This window comes from Actinacidiphila cocklensis, assembly GCF_907177275.1.
Taxonomy (GTDB): Bacteria; Actinomycetota; Actinomycetes; order Streptomycetales; family Streptomycetaceae; genus Actinacidiphila; species Actinacidiphila cocklensis.
Window position 1 is genome coordinate 1 of sequence record NZ_CAJSLV010000114.1, and the last position, 19,494, is coordinate 19,494.

15 protein-coding genes are annotated in these 19,494 nt (G+C 72.0%); 7 read left to right on the forward strand and 8 right to left on the reverse strand.

The genetic code is table 11. The features are described from left to right. The first annotated feature begins 449 nt into the window (after window positions 1-449). Window positions 450-674 (forward strand): hypothetical protein, encoded by a 225-nt coding sequence (locus NFU81_RS37595; RefSeq protein ID WP_251500750.1) that lies wholly within the window; start codon window positions 450-452, stop codon window positions 672-674. A gap of 113 nt (window positions 675-787) precedes the next feature. Here NFU81_RS37595 and NFU81_RS37600 read toward each other — a convergent pair whose 3' ends face one another. The 4 genes from NFU81_RS37600 to NFU81_RS37615 all read right to left on the reverse strand — a co-directional run bounded on the left by NFU81_RS37600 (window position 788) and on the right by NFU81_RS37615 (window position 4,118). After that, window positions 788-1,606 (reverse strand): SDR family NAD(P)-dependent oxidoreductase, encoded by an 819-nt coding sequence (locus NFU81_RS37600; protein ID WP_251500753.1) that lies wholly within the window; start codon window positions 1,604-1,606, stop codon window positions 788-790. A 97-nt stretch (window positions 1,607-1,703) separates the two neighbouring features. Continuing rightward, the gene (locus tag NFU81_RS37605) at window positions 1,704-2,048 is read right to left on the reverse strand and encodes an ArsR/SmtB family transcription factor (RefSeq protein WP_251500756.1); all 345 of its coding nucleotides are present in this window, start codon (window positions 2,046-2,048) and stop codon (window positions 1,704-1,706) included. Further along, entirely contained in the window at window positions 2,045-2,494 is a 450-nt protein-coding gene (locus tag NFU81_RS37610; protein ID WP_251500758.1) for an SRPBCC domain-containing protein, read from the reverse strand. The genes NFU81_RS37605 and NFU81_RS37610 overlap by 4 nt, the downstream gene beginning before the upstream one ends. Window positions 2,495-2,669: 175 nt before the next feature. Continuing rightward, window positions 2,670-4,118, reverse strand: coding sequence for a glycosyl hydrolase (locus NFU81_RS37615; protein WP_251500761.1), 1,449 nt, complete (start codon window positions 4,116-4,118; stop codon window positions 2,670-2,672). 576 nt (window positions 4,119-4,694) lie between these two features. Here NFU81_RS37615 and NFU81_RS41050 point away from each other — a divergent pair. After that, window positions 4,695-7,043 (forward strand): extracellular catalytic domain type 1 short-chain-length polyhydroxyalkanoate depolymerase, encoded by a 2,349-nt coding sequence (locus NFU81_RS41050; protein ID WP_308208372.1) that lies wholly within the window; start codon window positions 4,695-4,697, stop codon window positions 7,041-7,043. A 75-nt stretch (window positions 7,044-7,118) separates the two neighbouring features. On the opposite strand, the gene manD is transcribed toward NFU81_RS41050, so the two are convergent. After that, on the reverse strand, window positions 7,119-8,357 hold the full coding sequence (gene manD / locus NFU81_RS37630; protein ID WP_251500768.1) for a D-mannonate dehydratase ManD: 1,239 nt from the start codon (window positions 8,355-8,357) through the stop codon (window positions 7,119-7,121). A gap of 369 nt (window positions 8,358-8,726) precedes the next feature. On the opposite strand from manD, the gene NFU81_RS37635 reads away from it, so the two are divergent. From NFU81_RS37635 to NFU81_RS37650, 4 genes are all read left to right on the forward strand, one after another. After that, entirely contained in the window at window positions 8,727-10,049 is a 1,323-nt protein-coding gene (locus NFU81_RS37635; protein ID WP_251500782.1) for an ABC transporter substrate-binding protein, read from the forward strand. A 158-nt stretch (window positions 10,050-10,207) separates the two neighbouring features. Then, the gene (locus NFU81_RS37640) at window positions 10,208-11,173 is read left to right on the forward strand and encodes a carbohydrate ABC transporter permease (RefSeq protein WP_251500785.1); all 966 of its coding nucleotides are present in this window, start codon (window positions 10,208-10,210) and stop codon (window positions 11,171-11,173) included. Continuing rightward, window positions 11,170-12,057, forward strand: a complete 888-nt coding sequence (locus NFU81_RS37645) for a carbohydrate ABC transporter permease (protein ID WP_251500788.1) — start codon at window positions 11,170-11,172, stop codon at window positions 12,055-12,057. The genes NFU81_RS37640 and NFU81_RS37645 overlap by 4 nt, the downstream gene beginning before the upstream one ends. Window positions 12,058-12,124: 67 nt before the next feature. Next, window positions 12,125-14,614, forward strand: coding sequence for a glycoside hydrolase family 2 protein (locus tag NFU81_RS37650; protein WP_251500791.1), 2,490 nt, complete (start codon window positions 12,125-12,127; stop codon window positions 14,612-14,614). Between the two features lie 76 nt (window positions 14,615-14,690). Here NFU81_RS37650 and NFU81_RS37655 read toward each other — a convergent pair whose 3' ends face one another. The 3 genes from NFU81_RS37655 to NFU81_RS37665 form a co-directional block, all read right to left on the reverse strand. Continuing rightward, complete coding sequence (locus NFU81_RS37655; RefSeq protein WP_251500792.1) at window positions 14,691-15,941, reverse strand: lactonase family protein; 1,251 nt, start codon at window positions 15,939-15,941, stop codon at window positions 14,691-14,693. A gap of 240 nt (window positions 15,942-16,181) precedes the next feature. Further along, window positions 16,182-17,174, reverse strand: coding sequence for an ROK family protein (locus NFU81_RS37660; protein ID WP_251500795.1), 993 nt, complete (start codon window positions 17,172-17,174; stop codon window positions 16,182-16,184). A 70-nt stretch (window positions 17,175-17,244) separates the two neighbouring features. Further along, on the reverse strand, window positions 17,245-17,958 hold the full coding sequence (locus tag NFU81_RS37665) for an alpha/beta hydrolase (RefSeq protein WP_308208373.1): 714 nt from the start codon (window positions 17,956-17,958) through the stop codon (window positions 17,245-17,247). A 461-nt stretch (window positions 17,959-18,419) separates the two neighbouring features. Between NFU81_RS37665 and NFU81_RS37670 the strand changes: the two genes are divergently transcribed. Continuing rightward, window positions 18,420-19,469 (forward strand): LacI family DNA-binding transcriptional regulator, encoded by a 1,050-nt coding sequence (locus NFU81_RS37670; RefSeq protein ID WP_251500797.1) that lies wholly within the window; start codon window positions 18,420-18,422, stop codon window positions 19,467-19,469. Window positions 19,470-19,494: the final 25 nt, after the last annotated feature.

Consider the following 19,494-nt stretch of genomic DNA (forward strand, 5'->3'; position numbering starts at 1 on the left):
GTGCAGGCCGCGGGCGCCGCGTCCGGCGACAGGCCGGCGGCCGGGCCGGTGGCGCCCGCCGCGCCCGCGACGCCGAGGCTGACGGCGGCGGCGAGACCGGCCGCGCCGGCACCGGCCATCAGGGAGAGAAGTCGTTTCCTCATGTACTCATCGGTCCTCTCGGAGGTGGGGGATGAGCCGGCAAGTGGCGCTGCCGTAGGGGGAGTCTGAACACGGCCGCTCCCCGCCGGTAAGGCCCGGCGGGGAGCGGTAGGGATATCCCTATGGGGTTCCTGTGCGATTCACCGCGGCGGCGGCCGGCGGGGGTGCGCGGCTCAGGGCGGAGGCCGGGCCTGCCGGCGTCCGGCTCGGGCCGGCGGCCCCGCGGGAGGTACGGCGGCTGCAGGCGGTGCGGGTGTCGTGCGGTGCGGGACGGCCGGCGGGTTCTTCGCCTGCGGGGTCGCGGTGCCATGGACCGCAGGCCCACGAAGGCGGTGCGGCCCACCGCCTTCGGAGCCTGGGCGGTCGGCGCGGGTGCCGCGGCCATCGCCCACTGGCACGCCCCGCAGCTCTCCGACGCGGTGACCGGCCTGGTCGTCGCCGTGGTGGCCCACGCCACGCTGGAACGGCTGCTGCCCCGGGAACCGGCCCTGCCCGCCGCGGCCTCGGAGCCCCGGGCGACATCGGCGATCTGAGCGGAACCGGCGCCTGACGGCCACCGGCAGGAGCAGCGTCCTCCTGCCGGTGGCCGTCGCCGTCCCCGCGCGAAGGCCGGCCTCGCGGTCGAAGGGGTGGCGCATGGAAGCCCTCAGTCGACGAGCGCGCCCGCGGACAGGTTGACGACGGCCCCGGTCATGGCCCCGGCACGGTCCGACGCCAGGAAGGCGGCCGTCTCGGCGACTTCGGAGAGCCACGGCAGCCTTCCCAGGAGCGTGCCCTGCGTCATCGCGCCGCCGTCCAGCAGCATCTCCTGGACCGACTGCCCGGCCGCTGCCGCGGTCTGCCCGAAGAGGTCCGCGGTGTAGGAGCCGGCCGCAGGCGCGTCGGCGACGGCGTGCGGGCGGATGCCGATCACCCGGACGTCGGGGGCCAGTTCGGCGGCGAGCACCCTTGCGAAGGCCTCCTTGCCCGCCGCGCTCACGGCGTGCCCCAGGATGCCGCCCACCGCGAGCTTGGCGCCCGGCTCGGACAGCGTCAGGATGACGCCGGGGCGTCCGCGGCCCATGTGCCTTGCCACGGCCTTGCTGGTGACGAAGAGCGCCCGCAGGAAGCCGTCCACCGGCCGCATGAACTCCTCCAGCGAGAGGTCCGCCAGCGTCGTCCCCTGGTCGTGCGGGAAGCTCACGGCGTTGAGGGCGATGTCGATGCGGCCGGTGCCGGTCCTCGCCGCGACCGCGTCGGCGTGCGCTTCGACCGCCTGCTGGTCGAGGACGTCGACCAGCGCGGTCTCGGCCTCGCCGCCCGTGGCGGCGATGTCGCGCGCCACGGCGTCGAGTTTCGCCTGCGTCCGTCCGGCGACGAAGACCCGCGCGCCCTCCCGGGCGAACACCCGGGCGACGGCGCCGCCGATGGCGCCTCCGCCTCCGTAGATCACGGCGTTCTTACCGCCGAGCAGCAGCCCACTCACCTGAGTCCTCCACGTGCGATGCGTTCTTCCTGGTGGTGCGGGGCCGGCCCGAAGGCCGCCCGCACCCGCGACGCCGGCAGGGCGCCGGCGCCGCCGGTCAGCCGTTCTTCCGGCGCTGGATCTGCTCCGCGATGCGCTTGATGCGGTTCAGCCGCGCGTCCCATGTGCTGCCGACCTCGTTCAGCTGCCGGACGGCGCGGGCGAGTTGTGCCTCGTCGACTTCGTAGCGCCTCTCACGGCCCAGGGGCGTCGCGTGCACGAGGCCCGCGCGGTCGAGGACGGCCAGGTGCTTGGCGACGGCCTGGCGCGAGATCGGGAGGCGGTCGCTCAGGCCCGTCGGCGTACCGACGCCCTCCGCGAGCAGCAGGTCGAGCAGCCGGCGCCTGACCGGGTCGCCGACTGCCGACCAGAGCTGGTCGTCGTCGACCGTGTCGGCCGTCATCGCACGACCACGGAAGGGGCGTAGCTCCGCAGCCTGGGCAGGAACACGTCCCAGCCGCGCTCGTGGTCGTGGAAGGCCTCCTCCAGGACCGCGGCCTCCCATCCCCGCTCCCGCCAGCCGCTCTCGGTCATGCGCAGGATCGTGCCGTCGCCGGAGGGCTCCAGCTCGAAGGTGACCAGCAGGGAGTTGTCCGCGCCGGGCAGCTCGTCCGGGGGCGCGACCCAGTGGAAGGCGAACCGGTGCGGCCGGTCCACCTCGACCACCGTGATCCGCTCGACCGCGGCGCGGTCACCCCACACGAGCTCGCCGACCTCGCCCGGCTCGGGCACGAACGACGCGTCGTCGGGCCACCACATCCTGATGTGCTCGGGGCGGCTCACCACGTCGAAGACGACGTCCGGTGCCGCGTCCACGCGGATCTCGCGCTCCAGCTTCCCGAATTCCACCACTGACCTCCCATGTGCAACCATCGGTTGCGTATGAATGTAGTGGTGGTGCCGGTGATCCGCAACCTTGTGTTGCGCATGCTGGCGGTGGGTGTGGTTCGGGGCCGTCCGCGGATGGTGGTCGGACGGCCCCGAAGCGGTGCTCAGGTGCTCATGTGCTGGCGTGCCGGTGCGGTCAGGCGGGCAGGTGCCAGAGTTGCCAGGCGTTGGTGTTGCGGTCCCAGATCTGCAGGCGGGTGCCGTTGGCGGTGCTGCCGCCGGGGACGTCGAGGTAGCGGCCGGACTGCGGGTTCTTCAGATGGCCGTCGGACTCGGCGACCCACTGCTGCGCACCGGAGCCGTTGCAGTCCCACAGCTGGAGCACCGTGCCGTTCACCGTGCCCTGGCCTGTGGCGTCAAGGCACTTGCCCAACGCCCGGACCGTCCCGTCGGAACCCACCGTCCAGGACTGGGCAGTCGTGCCGTTGCAGTCGTACAACTGCACCGCAGAACCGTTCGCACTGCTCGCCCCGGCCACGTCCACGCACTTGCCGCCCACACCCGTGACCGGGCCGGTCGCCGAACCACCCGGAGGCGTCGTCGGCGGGGTCGTCCCCCCGCCGGCGGGGACGGTGAACTGGCCCTGGCTGAGCACGCGTGCGGAGTTGAAGGTGGCCTGGAGGCCGGAGGCGGAGTTGGCCGAGGTGATGTAGTCCGCCCAGATCATGAACCAGGTCCACTGCGGCTGCGCCGCCAGCTGCGAGGGGGTGGGCACCGTGCCGACCTCTGCGAGGGAGACGGGCTTGCCGTGGGCGACGTTGACGATCGCCTGGTACCAGTCGCTCGTCGGGAAGCCGTGCACCCACGGGTCGAGGCTGGCCACGTCGACGTAGTTGTCGCCCGGGTAGAAGCCGGACGCGCCGCCGGAACCGCCGTTGGCGTCGCTGTCCTTCACGTTCCACACCCAGATGATGTTGCTCAGGCCCTTGGACTGCAGGTAGTCGTGGGTGATCTGGAACAGCCGCGCGCTGCCGTTCGGCCCCGAACGGCCGCCCCACCACGCCCAGCCCTCGTTCATCTCGTGCAGCGGCCGGAACAGCACCGGGATACCGGCGTCCTTGAGCTGCTGGAAGTAGGGCACCGCGGTGTCGAGTTTGGCCTTGTAGGCGTTGTTGAGCGCGGTGCCGCCGGTGATCAGCTGGTTCCAGTCGGAGTCCGACAAGGACGAGCCGTTGATGCCGCCGTCGAAGGCGCAGGTGGCCACGTCGGGGCGGCACATGTGCCAGGTCAGGTTCACCAGCGAGCCGTTGGCCCACTCGGTCTTCGCCTGGTTGACCATCGTCTGCCGGTTGGCGATGTCCGTGGCCGTGAAGCCCAGTTCACCGCCCCACAGGCCCGGCCACTTGCCGGTGATCGTGTGCGCCTGCGCGGTGTACTGCGACGGGTTGCTCAGCGGTTCCTTGTTGTGCACGCCGCTGACCGTGTGGTTGCCGCTGATCTGGTGCAGGTAGCCGATCACGGCGTCGGGCGTCGAGGCGCCGGTCGCGGACGCCGGGGACGTGGAGGTGGCCAGCCATGCGGCGCCGGCCAGCGGTAGCGCGGCCAGCAAGGCGGCGGCCCTGCGCGTGAAGATCTTCGGTCTCAAGGGGGGACCCTCTCATGAACGGTCATGGGTCATGGGGGTGGAACGTTGCATGTCCGCAGGCAGCCGGCCCTGTTCGGCCGCGCCCGAGTGACATCGCTGTCACGCTCTGGACTGACGCCAGAAGCTAGAACTCCGCACTTCCGGTGTCAATGGATTGGACCAGACCAGATGTAAAACGTGCCAGCAACGCTGGAGAGGAACCCTGCAACACCGTTCCCGCGCCCGGAGTTCCGGCCCCCGCCACGCCCGTACGGCGGGTCCGCGGAGGCCGCCGTCGCCTGACGGGCGCCGGGGAACACCGGAGTCGTGCAGTGGAACAACCCGCAGTTCAGGGGTACTTGCGGCGTCCACGTCGGCGAAGACCTCGGGATTTCTACTTGAACGATATATGGACAGCGGTAACCCGCGGGTCTACTGTGACGCCGATCCGGGACCGCACCACCATCGCCCGGCAGCACTGCCACTTCCCTTCCTGAACCTGCCAGGGCACCCCCCGGCCGGCCCCCGAACCGGGGCACCGGCCGGCGCGGAACGAGGCGCCGGCCGGACCACCTCCTCCCCTCGAAAGGCACCTCCATGTCCTTACGCGCCAGAACCCGCGCGCTGCTGGCCGGTATCGTGGCCGCGGCGACGGCGGGCGTCGCGCTCACCCTGACCGGCGGGAGCGCCGCGGCGGCGCCGCCGGCGGCGTCCGGTGTCACCAAGGCCGACGAGATCGCGTACCTCAAGAGCCTCACCGGGAACCACGTGCTGTCCGGCCAGCAGGGCGGCGCCAACAGCAGCCCGTCCCAGTGGATCAGCAAGGTCCACGACATCACCGGCAAGTACCCGGGCATCTGGAACGGCGACTTCGGTTTCAGCCAGAACGACATCGACAACCGGCAGACCGTCGTCAACGAGGCCAAGGCCGAGTGGAACAACGGCGCGCTGCCCGGCCTGATGATGCACGCGTGCCGTCCCGACGTCGCCACCTGCGCCTTCGAGGGCGGCTCGAACCCCGTCAACGGCAGCAAGCTGTCGGACCCGGAGTGGCAGCAGGTCATCACCGACGGCACGACGCTCAACACCGACTACAAGCGCAAACTCGACCAGTTCGTCCCGTACTTCCAGCAGCTCAAGGACGCCGGTATCCCGGTGCTGTTCCGGCCGCTGCACGAGATGAACGAGGGCTGGGCGTGGTGGGGCGGCCGTTCGGGGCCGAACGGCAGCGCGCGGCTGTTCCAGATCACCCACGACTACCTGCAGTCCAAGGGCCTGGACAACATCATCTGGGTCTGGGCGCTCAAGGACGTCCAGGGCGCCGCCCCCCAGGCGTCCGGCTACTACCCGGGCGACAGCTACGTCGACGTCGTCGGCCTGGACGTGTGGTGGCAGAAGTTCCCCGCCACCGACTGGTACAACGCGATGTCGGCCATCGCGGGCAGCAAGAAGCCCATGGCCCTGGCCGAGGTGGGCAGCGTGCCGCAGCCCGCGCAGCTGTCGGCACAGCCCAAGTGGGTCTACTGGAACGTGTGGCTGGACTACCTGACGAACTCCGGCTACAACACCAACGACTCCGTCAAGGCCGGCTACTACGACGCACGCGTGCTCAGCCGCGGCGACATCCACATCCCCGGCGGGGGGACGCCTCCGGGTGGTCCGGGTACGGGGCCGATCACGGGTGTGGGCGGCAAGTGCGTGGACGTGGCCGGGGCGAGCAGTGCGAACGGTTCTGCGGTGCAGTTGTACGACTGCAACGGCACGACTGCCCAGTCCTGGACGGTGGGTTCGGACGGGACGGTCCGGGCGTTGGGCAAGTGCCTTGACGCCACAGGCCAGGGCACGGTGAACGGCACGGTGCTGCAGCTGTGGGACTGCAACGGCTCCGGTGCGCAGCAGTGGGTCGCCGAGTCCGACGGCCATCTGAGGAACCCGCAGTCCGGCCGCTACCTCGACGTCCCCGGCGGCAGCACCGCCAACGGCACCCGCCTGCAGATATGGGACCGCAACACCAACGCCTGGCAACTCTGGCACCTGCCGCAGGGCGGGGGCGGCACGACGTCGCCGGGATCCTGCACCCCGAGCCTGGGCAGCGGGCAGTACAGCACGCCGGTGTCCTTCGGCGGCAGCAGCTACCAGGTCCTCGTGCACATCCCGGCCCGTGCCGCGGGTACCCGGCTGCCCCTGGTCCTTGACCTGCACGGCAGCCAGTCCACCGGGGCAGGGCAGCTGTCGTACAGCGACATGGCGCCCACCGCCGACGCGGGCGCCTTCATCGTCGCCGCGCCCACCGGCGTGGTGCCCGCCGGCAGCGGCTACATCTGGAACGTCCCCTCCGTCACGCCCAGCGGCACGCGCGACGACGTCGGCTTCCTGCGGCAGGTCATCGACACCCTCACGGCGAGCGCGTGCGCCGACCCGGCGCGGGTGTACGCCACGGGCTACTCCGGCGGCGGGCGGATGACCTCCGCCCTGGGCTGCATGCTCGCGGACAAGGTCGCTGCGATCGCCCCGGTGGCCGGCATCCGTGCGGGCCGGCCCGACCCGGCCGACCACAGCAAGCCGGAGGCGTCGAGCTGCACGCCCTCCCGCGCTGTCCCGGTGATCGCCTTCCACGGGCAGCAGGACGCCACCAACCCCTACGACGGGGGAGGCGACGGGACGGCCTGGCAGTACTCGGTGCCGGTGGCGCAGCAGGCGTGGGCAGGACTCGACGGCTGCACCGCGGCGCCTGCCACCAGCCAGGTGAGCACCCACGTCAGCAGGACCGTCTACAGCGGCTGCCGGGACGGCGCAGAGGTCCAGCTCTACACCGTTTCCGACGGCGGGCACACCTGGCCCGACTCCCCGCAGGACAACGGCAACGGCACGGTCACCCACGAGGTCAGCGCCGACACCCTCATGTGGCAGTTCTTCCGGCAGCACCCCATGCCCGGGGCCTCGTGACCGGATGAGCACCCCTGGGCGGCCGGGACGTGCGGTCCCGGCCGCGCAGGCGACGCCGTACGCGTCGGACCACCGCTACCAGTCGTGGACGGTGCCGTCCACCAGCCGGTTCACCGGCAGATACGCCGCCTCGTAGGGGAAGCGGGCCGCCGCCTCCTCGTCGATCTCCACCCCGAGCCCGGGGTTCTCGCCCGGGTGGAGCAGGCCGTCCTGGAAGGTCGCGGAGGTGCGGAAGACCTCCAGCGTGAGCGGGTCGTGGCGCATGTACTCCTGGATGCCGAAGTTGTGGACGGCCAGGTCCAGGTGCAGGGCGGCGGCCATGCCGACGGGGGAGATGTCGGTGGGGCCGTGCATGCCCGACTTCGCGCCGTACAGGCCGGCCAGGTCCAGCAGGCGGCGCATCGGGGTGATGCCGCCGGTGTGGGTGACCGCCGAGCGCACGTAGTCGATCAGCCGCTCGGTCAGCAGCGTCGTGTAGTCGTGTACGGAGTTGAACACCTCGCCGATGGCCAGCGGCGTGGTGGTGTGCGAGCGGATCAGCCGCAGCGCGGCCTGGTCCTCGCCGGGGGTGGCGTCCTCCAGCCAGAACAGGTCGTACGGTTCGAGGTCGCGGCCCAGGCGGGCCGCCTGCACCGGCGTCATCCGGTGGTGCCCGTCGTGGAGCAGCGGCAGTTCCGGGCCGAACTCGCCGCGCACGGCCTCGAAGACGCTCGGCACGTGCCGCAGGTAGGCGCGGGTGTCCCAGGTCTCCTCAGCCGGCGCCGGCGGGGCGCCGGCCCCCGACCGGCGGGCGGGCTCGTAGTCGTAGCGGGTGCCGGCGGTCGACGCGGCGACCCCGTAGACCGGGCCGAGCCCGGGTACCCCGGTCTGCACGCGGACCGCGCGGAAGCCGGCTTCCAGGTGGGCGCGCACGGAGTCGAGCAGTTCGGGGACGTCCCGCCCGGAGGCGTGCCCGTAGGCGAGGGCGCCCGTGCGGGACTGGCCGCCGAGCAGCTGGTAGAGCGGCATGCCGGCCGCCTTGGCCTTGATGTCCCACAGCGCGGTGTCCACCGCGGATATGGCGGCCATGGTGACCGGGCCCCGGCGCCAGTAGCCCCCGCGGTACAGGTACTGCCAGGTGTCCTCGATACGGGCCGCGTCGCGGCCCACCAGGAGCGGCACGAGGTGGTCGGACAGGTAGGAGGCGACCGACAGTTCACGCCCGTTGAGGGTGGCGTCGCCCAGACCCGTCAGCCCGTCGTCCGTGGTGATCTTCAGGGTGACGAAGTTGCGGCCGGGGCTGGTGACGATGACCTCGGCGCTGAGGATTCTCATGAGTGCGTCCTTGGCTGCTGGTCGATGGAGGTGCGACCGCAGACTATCGCCCCGGCGCTCGCGCGTTTTAGGCAGGCCGCTCGGAGCGGGGAGCAGGGTGGTGTGCGCTTCCGGCTGTCGCACGCGGCTCTCGCCGGGGAAGCGGGGCTGATGCCGCGACAGAAGTTAAGTAAAGACACAGTAGTCATCCGCTCCGGTGCAGGTGGGATCAGCATGCCATCGGCAAACTAGACCGTTCTATGGACACGGCCCTGCGATCCGTCTACGTTATGCAGCCATCGAGCCGCTTCGCCCCGACGACGAGACGTCCGTCGCTGCGCGGCATGCAGTGCGGCGCTTTCCGTTCAGTGACAAGGGAGTGGGATCGGCATGCGTAGAACAGCTCTTGCGGCCACCGCGGTGGTGCTCGCCATGGGCCTGGCCGCCTGCGGCCAGGGGAGCGGCGGCGGTGGCTCGTCCGCGGACGACGCGGCCCAGGTGCCGGCCGACCCGGCCACGGTGACGGGCACCATCACCGTCCTGACCAACCGCACCGACCAGGTGCAGGACGGCACCGCCAAGAAGTACGCCGCGGAGTTCAACAAGCTCTACCCGCATGTGACGGTGAAGTTCCAGGGCCTCACCGACTACGAGGGCGACGTCAAGATCCGGATGAACAGCAAGAACTACGGCGACGTGCTGTCCATCCCCAACTCGGTGCCGCTCAAGCAGTACCCGACGTTCTTCGCCTCCCTGGGCACCTCCGCCGACCTGTCCAAGACCTACGACTTCACCGACCACGCCACCGTCGACGGCAAGGTCTACGGCATCGCCAACATCGGCACCGCGAACGGCTTCGTCTACAACAAGGCCGTGTGGAAGCAGGCCGGCGTCACCGACTGGCCCACCACGCCCCAGCAGTTCGTCGACGACCTCAAGGCCGTCAAGGCCAGGACCGGCGCGACCCCGTACTACACGAACTACCACGACGGCTGGCCCATGACGAACTGGGGCAACGCGCTGGGCTCGCCCAGCTGCGACCCGGCGGCCAACGACAAGCTCGCCACCACCAAGGACCCCTGGGGACCCGGCCAGGACCTGAACACCGTCGACTCGCTGCTGTACGACGTCGTGCACGAGAAGCTGTCCGAGGCCGACCCCAACACCACCAACTGGGAGAACTCCAAGGCCCTGATAGGCAGCGGCAAGGTCGCCACCATGTGGCTCGGCTCGTGGGCCGTGGTGCAGATGCGGGACGCCGCAGAGAAGGCCGGCAAGAACCCCGACGACATCGGCTTCATGCCCTTCCCGACCCAGAAGGACGGCCACTTCTGCTCCGTCGTGCGCCCCGACTACCAGTACGGCGTCAACGTCCACTCCAAGAACAAGGCGGCGGCGCGCGCCTGGATCGACTGGTTCGTCAACAGGTCCGGTGACGCCCGGGCCGCGCTGTCGATCTCCTCGGTCAAGGGCTCGCCGCTGCCCGACGACCTCAAGCCGTTCCAGGACGCGGGCGTGCAGTTCGTGCACATGGCGTACGGCAGGACGGCGCAGGTCGACGAGATCGACAAGGCCTCCGAGATCGGCCTGAACTCCCAGGACTACCCGCAGCACATCGTCGACGTCGCCCGCGGGGCGGCAGGCGGCGACAAGGACTCGATCTTCGACGACCTGAACAAGAAGTGGTCCGACGCGCTGGGCACGGTCGGCTGACCGGCCCCTGCCGGCACCGCGGCTCCGACCCGGCACGGGTCCGGGCGGAGCCGCGGTGCGCACCACCGGCGTACGGGGCAACGCCCCGCGCCCGTCCTCGGCCAGCACCGACCCACGACGCCGCCGCCCAGCCGAGCGGCCACCGGAAGAAGGACCCCATGAGCGCACCGCGGACCGCGGGCCGCACGCCGCCCGCCCGCACCCTGCCGCCGCCGGACGCGGCCCGCTCCACGACCCGGCGCCGCCCGCGGCTGCGCCGCCGGGGCGGAGCCTGGTGGTTCACCCCCTGGCTGTACCTGCTCGCACCGCTCGTGCTGCTGGTGGCCTTCACCTGGCTGCCGGTGGTGGACATGTTCTCCTACAGCTTCACCGACTGGGACGGCATCAGTCCCACCCGCAACTGGGTCGGGCTGGACAACTACACCGACCTGTTCACCCGGCCGCAGCTCTTCCAGGTCTTCTGGGTCAGCCTGTTCTACCTCGGGGCGTCTGCCGTGCAGATCTGCGCGGCGCTGTACTTCGCCACCGTCCTCAGCTTCGACACCCGGCTGCGGAACCTGTTCAAGGGCATCCTGTTCTTCCCCTACCTGATCAACGGAGTCGCCGTCGGCTTCGTGTTCCTCTACTTCTTCCAGCCCGGCGGCACCCTCGACACGGTGCTGCACTGGTTCGGCGTCGGACCGCACCTGTGGCTGGGCGACCCGCACCTGGTCAACACCTCGCTGGCCGGGGTGTCGGTGTGGCGGTTCATGGGCCTGAACATGGTGCTGTTCCTCGGCGCCATCCAGTCCATCCCGCCGCAGCTCTACGAGGCCGCGGCACTGGACGGCGCGAGCCGCTGGCAGCAGTTCCGCTACGTCATCGCGCCCAGCATCCGGCCGATCATCAGCCTGAGCGTGATCCTCGCGGTCTCCGGATCGCTGTCGGTGTTCGAGATCCCGTTCATCATGACCGGCGGCTCCAACAACAGCGAGACCTTCGTCATCCAGACGATCAAGCTGGCGTTCAACTTCAACAAGACCGGACTGGCCTCCGCGGCGGCCGTCGTACTGCTGGCCATCGTGCTGCTGGTGACCTGGGTGCAGCGCCTGCTGTTTCCCGACGAGAGGGTGGAACAGTCATGACCGTGCTCAGCAGCCCCGCCGTGGCGCGGGCACCGCGGTCCGCCGTCCGGCCGGCCCCGCTGCGCAACCGCGTCGCGGTGTTCCTGAAGTACCTGTCGCTCGTCCTGTCCTGCGCGGTCGTCGTGGTCCCGCTGGCCGCGGTGCTGCTCACCTCGCTGCGCACCAGCAAGGAGATGGCGACCGGCGGGGCGCTGGCCGCGCCGCACGACTGGTTCAACCTCCACAACTACGCGGTGGCGTTCACCGACGGCAACATGCTGCGCGCCCTGGGGAACACCACGTTCATCCTGGTGTTCTCGGTGACCGGCACGGTGCTGATCGGGTCGATGACCGCCTACGCCATCGACCGGTTCACCTTCCGGTTCAGGCGGCTGGTGATGGCGCTGTTCCTGATCGCCTCGCTCGTCCCGAGCGTGACCACCCAGGTCGCCACCTACCAGATCGTCAACCGGCTCGGAGTGATGGACACCCGCTGGGCGCCGGTCCTGCTCTACATGGGCACCGACATCGTGTCCATCTACATCTTCCTGCAGTTCATCCGGTCGATCCCGATCTCGCTCGACGAGGCCGCCCGGCTCGACGGCGCCAACTCCTTCACCATCTACTGGCGGATCATCGTCCCGCTGCTCAAGCCCGCCATCGCCACCGTCGTGATCGTCAAGGGTGTGGCCATCTACAACGACTTCTACATCCCCTTCCTCTACATGCCGGACGACAGCCTCGGCACCATCTCGACCTCGCTGTTCCGCTTCAAGGGTCCCTACGGAGCCCACTGGGAGGTCATCTCGGCGGGCGCCGCGCTGGTCATCATCCCCAGCCTGGTCGTCTTCCTCGCCCTGCAGCGCTTCATCTACAACGGCTTCGCCTCCGGCGCCACCAAGTGACGCCGCCGGAGGGCAGGCGGCCGCGTACCCCCGCCACTGACGAGCCCCTCGGGGCCAAGGAGACCGCATGAAGGTCAGCACGCCGCTCACCCGCGGCTGGACCCTGCGCCCGGACGACTCCAGGCACCTGCCCGCGCACGCACCCGGCGGCCTGGCCGGCCGGCCCGTGGCCGCGACCGTTCCCGGCTGCGTGCACACCGATCTGCTGGCCGCGGGCCTGATCCCCGACCCCTTCCTCGACCGCAACGAGACCGACGTGGCCTGGGTCGGCCGGGCCGACTGGACGTACAGCACCGAACTGCCCGCGGGCGGCGCAGGACACGAGCGCACCGACCTGGTCTTCGACGGCCTCGACACCGTCGCCGAGATCCGCCTCGGCGGCAGCGTCCTCGGCCGCACCCGCAACATGCACCGCTCGTACCGCTTTGACGTCACCGGCGAACTCCGCGGCGGCGGAGTGCCGTTGACCGTGGCGTTCACCTCGGCGTACGCGGAGGCCGAGCGGGTCCGCGGGCTGCTCGGCGACCGGCCCGGCCCCTACTCCGAGCCCTTCCAGTTCATCCGCAAGATGGCCTGCTCCTTCGGCTGGGACTGGGGACCGACCCTGGTCACCGCAGGACTGTGGCGGCAGCCGCGGCTGGAGCAGTGGTCGACCGCCCGGCTGGCGGAGGTCCGCCCGGAGGTGACGGTCGCCGAGGACGGCACCGGAATCGTTTCCGTACACGTCACCGTCGAGCGGGCCGTGAGCGGGGCCGGCCGCGCCCTGCGCCTGGTCCTCAGCGTCGCCGGCACCGACGTCCACGCCGAACTCCCGGCAGGCAGCGACCGGTTGACGGTACGAGCCGAGGTGCCCGGCGTCGAGCGGTGGTGGCCGCGCGGCTACGGCGAGCAGCACCGGTACGCCTGCACCGTCACGCTCTCCGGCGACGGCGCTGCCCCGCTCGACGTGTGGGAGCGCGCGGTCGGCTTCCGCAGCGTGGCGATCGACACCACCCCCGACGAGCACGGCAGCGCCTTCACCCTGGTCGTCAACGGGACACCGCTGTTCGCCCGCGGCGTCAACTGGATACCCGACGACGTCTTCCCCTCCCGCGTCACTCCCGAGCGCTACCGGCGGCGCCTGGAGCAGGCCACGGCGGCGGGCGTGGACCTGGTGCGGGTGTGGGGCGGCGGCATCTACGAGAGCGACGACTTCTACGACGCCTGCGACGAGTTGGGCCTGCTGGTCTGGCAGGACTTCCCGTTCGCCTGCGCCGCCTACCCCGAGGAGGAACCGCTGCGCTCGGAGGTCGAGGCCGAGGCGCGGGAGAACGTCGTCCGGCTGATGCCGCACCCGTCGCTTGCGGTCTGGAACGGCAACAACGAGAACCTGTGGGGTTTCCGCGACTGGGATTGGGAGCCGGCTCTTGCCGGGGCGTCCTGGGGCGAGGGCTACTACCTCGACCTGCTGCCCCGCGTCGTCGCGGGGACCGACCCCACGCGGCCGTACTGGGCGGGCAGCCCCTGGTCCGGCTCGCGCGAGCTGCACCCCAACGACCCCGGGCACGGCACCACCCACTCCTGGGAGGTGTGGAACCGGCTCGACCACACCGCCTACCGCGACGACGTCCCGCGCTTCGTCGCCGAGTTCGGCTGGCAGGCGCCGCCCGCGTACGCCACCGTCCGCCGCGCGCTGTCCGACGACCCGCTGACGCCCGACTCGCCCGGCATGCTGCACCACCAGAAGGCCGGCGACGGCAACGGCAAGCTCGCCCGCGGCCTGGCCCACCACTTCGCGGAACCCGCCGACTTCGACACCTGGCACTACCTGACCCAGGTCAACCAGGCCCGTGCGATCGCCACCGGCGTCGAGCACTGGCGCTCGCACTGGCCGCGCTGCGCGGGAGCCGTCCTGTGGCAGCTCAACGACTGCTGGCCGGTGACCTCGTGGGCCGCCGTCGACGGCGACGGCCGCGAGAAGCCGCTCTACCACGAGCTGAAGCGCCTCTACGCCGACCGCCTGCTGACCCTGCAGGAACGCGGCGGCCGGCTCGTGCTGGCCGCCGTCAACCAGAGCGGCGAGCCCTGGACCTGCCAGGCGCGGGTGCGCCGGGTCGACGCCCACGGAGGACCGGGGGCGGAGGCGCAGCTGCCCGTGCGGGTGGCGGCCCGTTCCGTGGCCCTGATCGAGCTGCCGGGTGAGGTCGCGGTCCCGGCCGGCTCCGCGCGCGACTTCCTCGTCGCCGACGCGGACGGGCTGCGTGCGGTGCACTTCCCGGTCCCCGACCACGCGTTCGCCTACCCGGTCGCGGAGATGGCCACCGAGGTGACGCTGCGGCCCGGGGGAGTGCGGGTGACCGTCACCGCCCGCACCCTGCTCCGCGACCTGCTGCTCCAGGCCGACCGCCTGCACCCCGACGCCCGCACCGACCGCGGGCTGGTCACCCTGCTGCCCGGCGAGAGCGCCGAGTTCACCGTCACCGGCTGGAACGGCGAGTATCCCGAGCGGCTGGCGACGGCCCTGCGCTGCGTCAACGCCACCGGCGCGATGAGTCCGGTCGCCGAGTCGGTGCGGTGACGGGTCCCGGCGCGGAGGTTCGTCGGCCTTCAACAGGGCGCCCGGCGTGGCCCGATCGTGCGTGAGCCCGCGCCGGCTACCCGGGCAGCACGCACACCGGCGCCGTGACCGCGAACGGGGCGCCGGCCGGCGTCAGGGCGCCCGTCGCCCGGTCGCGGGCGAACACCGCCACCGTCCCGGAGTTCTGGTTGGCCGCGAACAGCCAGTCGCCACCGGGGTCCAGGGCCATGTGGCGCGGGTAGGCACCGCCGGAGGCGACGGCGTCGAGCAGCCGCAACTGCCCGCCGTCTGAGGACACTTCGTAGCGCGCGACACTGTCGTGGCCGCGGTTCGACACGTAGACGAACGCGCCGTCGGCCGATACGAGCACCTCAGCGGGGTAGTTGCGCCCGGAGCCGCCCTCGCCGGCCGGCACCGTCGGCAGCGAGTCGCCGGGAGTCACCAGGCCCGATTCCGGGTTGTAGCCGCACACGGTCAGGGAGTCGCCCAACTCGTCGGCCACGTACAGGTAGCGCGCCGAGGGGTGGAAGGCGGCGTGCCGGGGACCCGCGCCCGGGGACACCGTCGCGGTCGAGACGGCGGCGAGCTTCCCCGTGCCGGTGTCGAGGCGGTAGGTGTAGACGCTGTCCGTGCCCAGGTCGACGGCCAGCACGAAGCCCCCGGCAGGGTCGTTGAGCACCATGTGGGCGTGCGGCCCGCTCTGCCGGTCGGGGTCGGGGCCTGAGCCGGTGTGCTGCACGAGGTCGGTGCGCTGCCCCAGCGAACCGTCGGCGGCGAGCCGGTGGACCGCGACGCTCCCGGAGTCGTAGTTCGCCGTCAGCAGGTGGCCGCCGGCCGGGTGCACCACGAGGTGGCAGGGCCCGGAACCGCCGGTGCCGCTGCTGTTCAGCACGGCAGGTCCGCCGTCCGACACCGTGACGGCGGTCACCCGGTTCTGGTACTCGTCGACGCAGTAGAGCAGGTCGCTGCCCCACGCGGCCAGGAACGACGGGTCGGACACCTCGGACAGGGCGCCCGATCCGCTGACCGCCCCCGTTGCGGGGTCGTACGTCCTGAGGGCGACACCCGGGCCGCCGGAGGAGGTGTACGTGCCGACGAACAGCGGCCGCGTGCCGGCCCGGGCGGCCCGCGGTCCGGGCACGGGGGCGGCGGCCGGGGCGGGCGCAGGGGTGGTGGCAGGGGTGGTGGCGGGCGCGTCGGCCCGCGCTGTTCCGGCGGCGCTCGCGACGGCGAACGCCCCTGCCGCGCCGAGGAGTTGCCGCCGCGGCAGGCCGCGCGGCCGCCTCTGCGGTGTGGTCCCTGTGCTGATGTGCTCTTCGTTGCTCACGCCAGTGGCCTTCCTTGTGGGGAGGAGGAGCCGGCCGGATCGCTGCGGAGCCCGCGACGTGCGCGGGTCCGCCCGGACTCCGGCCGCGCCCTGCCACGACGGCGACGGGGGAACCCGTGAGTCGCTTACGTCACTCCGGCCACAGGTCCACTTTAGGCGGGCCGGGTTGGCCTGCGCGAGACCGTACGAGACCGGACCAGCCGGGCCGCCTGCCGGGGAGAGGGGATCTGCCGGCCCCGCTCAGCAGGCCGCCCCGGCCGGTTGCAGGTCGGATGCGATCAGCGCGGCTCCTATCAGCCCCGCGTCGGCACGCAGTGCGGCCACCTCGATGCGGACTCCGGCGGCGAACGGCAGCACCGCGTAGGACGCCAGGTGCCGGCGCAGCGGGGGGAAGAGCACGTCGTGGGCCTCGGCGACACCGCCGCCGATGACGGCCACCTCGATCTCCACCAGGGTCGCCACCGCCGCGACGGCCGCGGCCAGCGCCCGCGCGGAGGTGTCGAAGGACGCCAGGGCGATGGCGTCGCCGGCGCGGGCGTCCGCCGCGAGGGCGGCGCCGTCGGGCTCACCTGCGGGCCGCCACCCGTTCTGCAGCGCCCGCCGGGTCAGGGACGTACCGCTGGCCAGCTGCTCGACGCAGCCGCGGGCGCCGCATGGGCAGGGGTCACCGAGCAGGTCGACGGTGATGTGCCCGAGGTGGCCGGCGTTGCCGGTCGGGCCGTTGCGGACGGCGCCGTCCATGACCAGGCCCGCGCCCACTCCGGTGGACACCACCATGCACAGCGCGTCCCGGCAGCCGCGGGCGGCGCCGAGCCGGTGCTCGGCCGCCGTCATGGCGACCGCGTCGCCGCACAGCACCACCGGCAGCCCGGCGGCCTGCGGCAGCTCCCGCACCCTGTCCACCAGCGGAAAGCCCCGCCATCCCGGGATGTTGACCGGGCTCACCAGGCCCCGGGCGATGTCGACGGGACCCGCGCTGGCGATGCCCAGCGAGCTCACGCGGCCCCACTGCGGCAGCGCGGCCAGCTGTTCCAGGACTTCCCGGACGGCGGTGAACACGTCCTCGGGCCCGCCGCCGGGCGGGGTCGGCCGCTGAGCGCGGTGCAGGACGGTTCCGCCGGCGTCGAGCACGGCCCCGGCGATCTTGGTGCCGCCGATGTCGACGGCGGCCAGGAGCCGGCCGCCGGCCGGTGGCCGGGAGGCATGCGATGCCTCGGGAGCGCTGGTGACCATGACTGTTTCTCCGTCCGGATCAGGAGGGTGGGCGAGGAGGCGGTACGGTCGTGCGGGACGCGGCACCCGTTTAATGTAGCGTTTTAGGTCCAGCCGGACAGCGCGGCCATGAACCCGGGGAAGTCGTCGCGGTGGACGGAGTGCCCCGTGCCGGGCACCGTACGCACCACGAACCCCGTGACCGCAACTGCCGCTGCTGCTGCGGCGGGACGCGCTCGCTGGGGTCGGCGAGCAGCACCAGCGACGGTGTGAGTGCGGACTCCGGAAGGCCGGGCGGCGGTTCCAGCACCGCCAGCGTGTCCGGGTCCCACACCGCCAGGCACCGCACCTCGTCGTCGACGGCCGCGTCCTCCCAGCGGGGGTTGGCGGTCCGGATCTCCTCCCGCGTGGCGTGCTTGTAGGCGCGTGCCGGTGCCAGGTCATGGGGCTCGCTGCGCCACGCGGGGTCGCTGTAGACGGCCCGGCCGACCGTCAGACCCCGGGAGATCGCCCGTTCCAGCACCAGCGCGCCCAGCGAGTGCCCGATCGCCAGGTCCGCGCCGCCGGGGCAGGCGGCGGCCACGGCGCGGGCCATGTCCCCCAGCCGGTAGCGGCGGCCGCCGTCCGGGCCGGCCGCACGGAAGCTGCCCCCGTGGCCCGGCAGGTCGAGCCCCCGCACGTGGTAGCCCCGGTCGGCCAGCGCGGGGCCGACCCGGCGCCAGGTGCTGTGGTCGGCCATCATGCCGTGCACCAGCAGCGCCACCCGGCCGCCGGCGGCGCCCCAGGTGCGAGTCGCCAGTTCCATCGTCGTCTCCCGGTGTCGTGGGCAACAGGCCGGGCGGCAGCCCCCGGATCCGCCTCTTGAACGTTTTATAGACGTAATGCCGGTGCGGCGTCTACCGTGAGCCGCAGACCGGCACTCACCGAATCCTCGGCCACCGTGCCGGACCGCCGGGGCAGGCGGCGCTGCGACGCCCTGACGGGCACGGCTGGTTCGCCCCGCGGCGGGGTGTCGGGTCGAGTGCCTTGCGCCCGGGTTCATGTCGGGGCCTGGTCGTAAAACGTTCCACCAGATCCCCTGGTGAGAGCGGCGCACCCATGCGCAAGGCCGCAGGCCGGCAGCGTCGCGCGGCCGTGGTGCTCCCCCCGGCCGGAGGCTATTGTGGGCGTCGTCGTATCGGTCCAGCACAGTGGGGTCGCGGGTACTCGCGCGCTCTACCGGTCGCGGCGCGGTACTCCGGCAACGACGTGAAGGTGGACTTCCTGATGGCTCGCACGACAGCGTCGGGGGAGGGCCGCAAGGCCACGATCAAGGACGTGGCCAAGCTCGCCGGGGTGTCGCCCTCCGCCGTCACCATCGCGGTCCACGACAAGCCGGGCGTCTCCTCGAAGACCAAGGAGCGCATCCTGCAGGCCGCCCGCGACCTGGGCTGGAGCCCCAACCAGGCAGCGCAGTCGCTGTCGGGGCGCGCGGTGCACACCGTCGGCCTGGCCATCGCCCGGCCGGCCCGGATGCTGGGCCTGGAACCGTTCTACATGGAGTTCATCTCCGGCATCGAGAGCGTGCTGTCCCGGCACTCCTGCTCGCTGCTGCTGCGCCTGGTGGAGCCCGAGGAGGAGATCGAGGTCCAGCGCGGGTGGTGGCAGGGCAACCGGATCAACGGCTCGATCCTCGTCGACCTGCGGACCGACGATCCGCGTATCCCGGTGCTCTCGGGCATCGGCCTGCCGGCCGTCGTGGTCGGGCACCCGTCACTGGCCGGCCCCTTCACCTCGGTGTGGACCGACGACGCCGCGGCGACCGCGGAGGCCGTCCAGTACCTGGCGGCGCTCGGCCACCGCAGGATCGCCCGGGTCAGCGGCCCGGAGGAGCTGGGCCACAGCGCCATCCGCAGCAAGGCGTTCGGCGAGACCGCGCAGCAACTCGGCCTGACCGCCCGCACGGTGGTCGCCGACTTCTCCGCCGACCAGGGCAGCCGCGCCTGCCGCTCGCTGCTGCTGTCCCCGGAGCGCCCGACGGCGATCGTGTTCGACAACGACCTCATGGCGGTCACCGCGCTCGGCGTGATCGCGGAGTTCGGCCTCTCCGTGCCGCACGACCTGTCGGTGCTGGCCTGGGACGACTCCCTGCTGTGCCAGCTGACCCGGCCCACCCTCTCGGCCATGCAGCACGACATCTTCTCCTTCGGCGCCGATGTCACCGAGACCCTCTTCGATGTGATGGCGCACCGCGAGGCGGTCTCCCACGCAGCCCAGGTCCCCAGCCTGGTCCCGCGCGGATCGACGGCGCCGCCCCCGGCCGGCCAGCGCCGCTGAGGCGGTACGGGGCAGTACGGAGGTC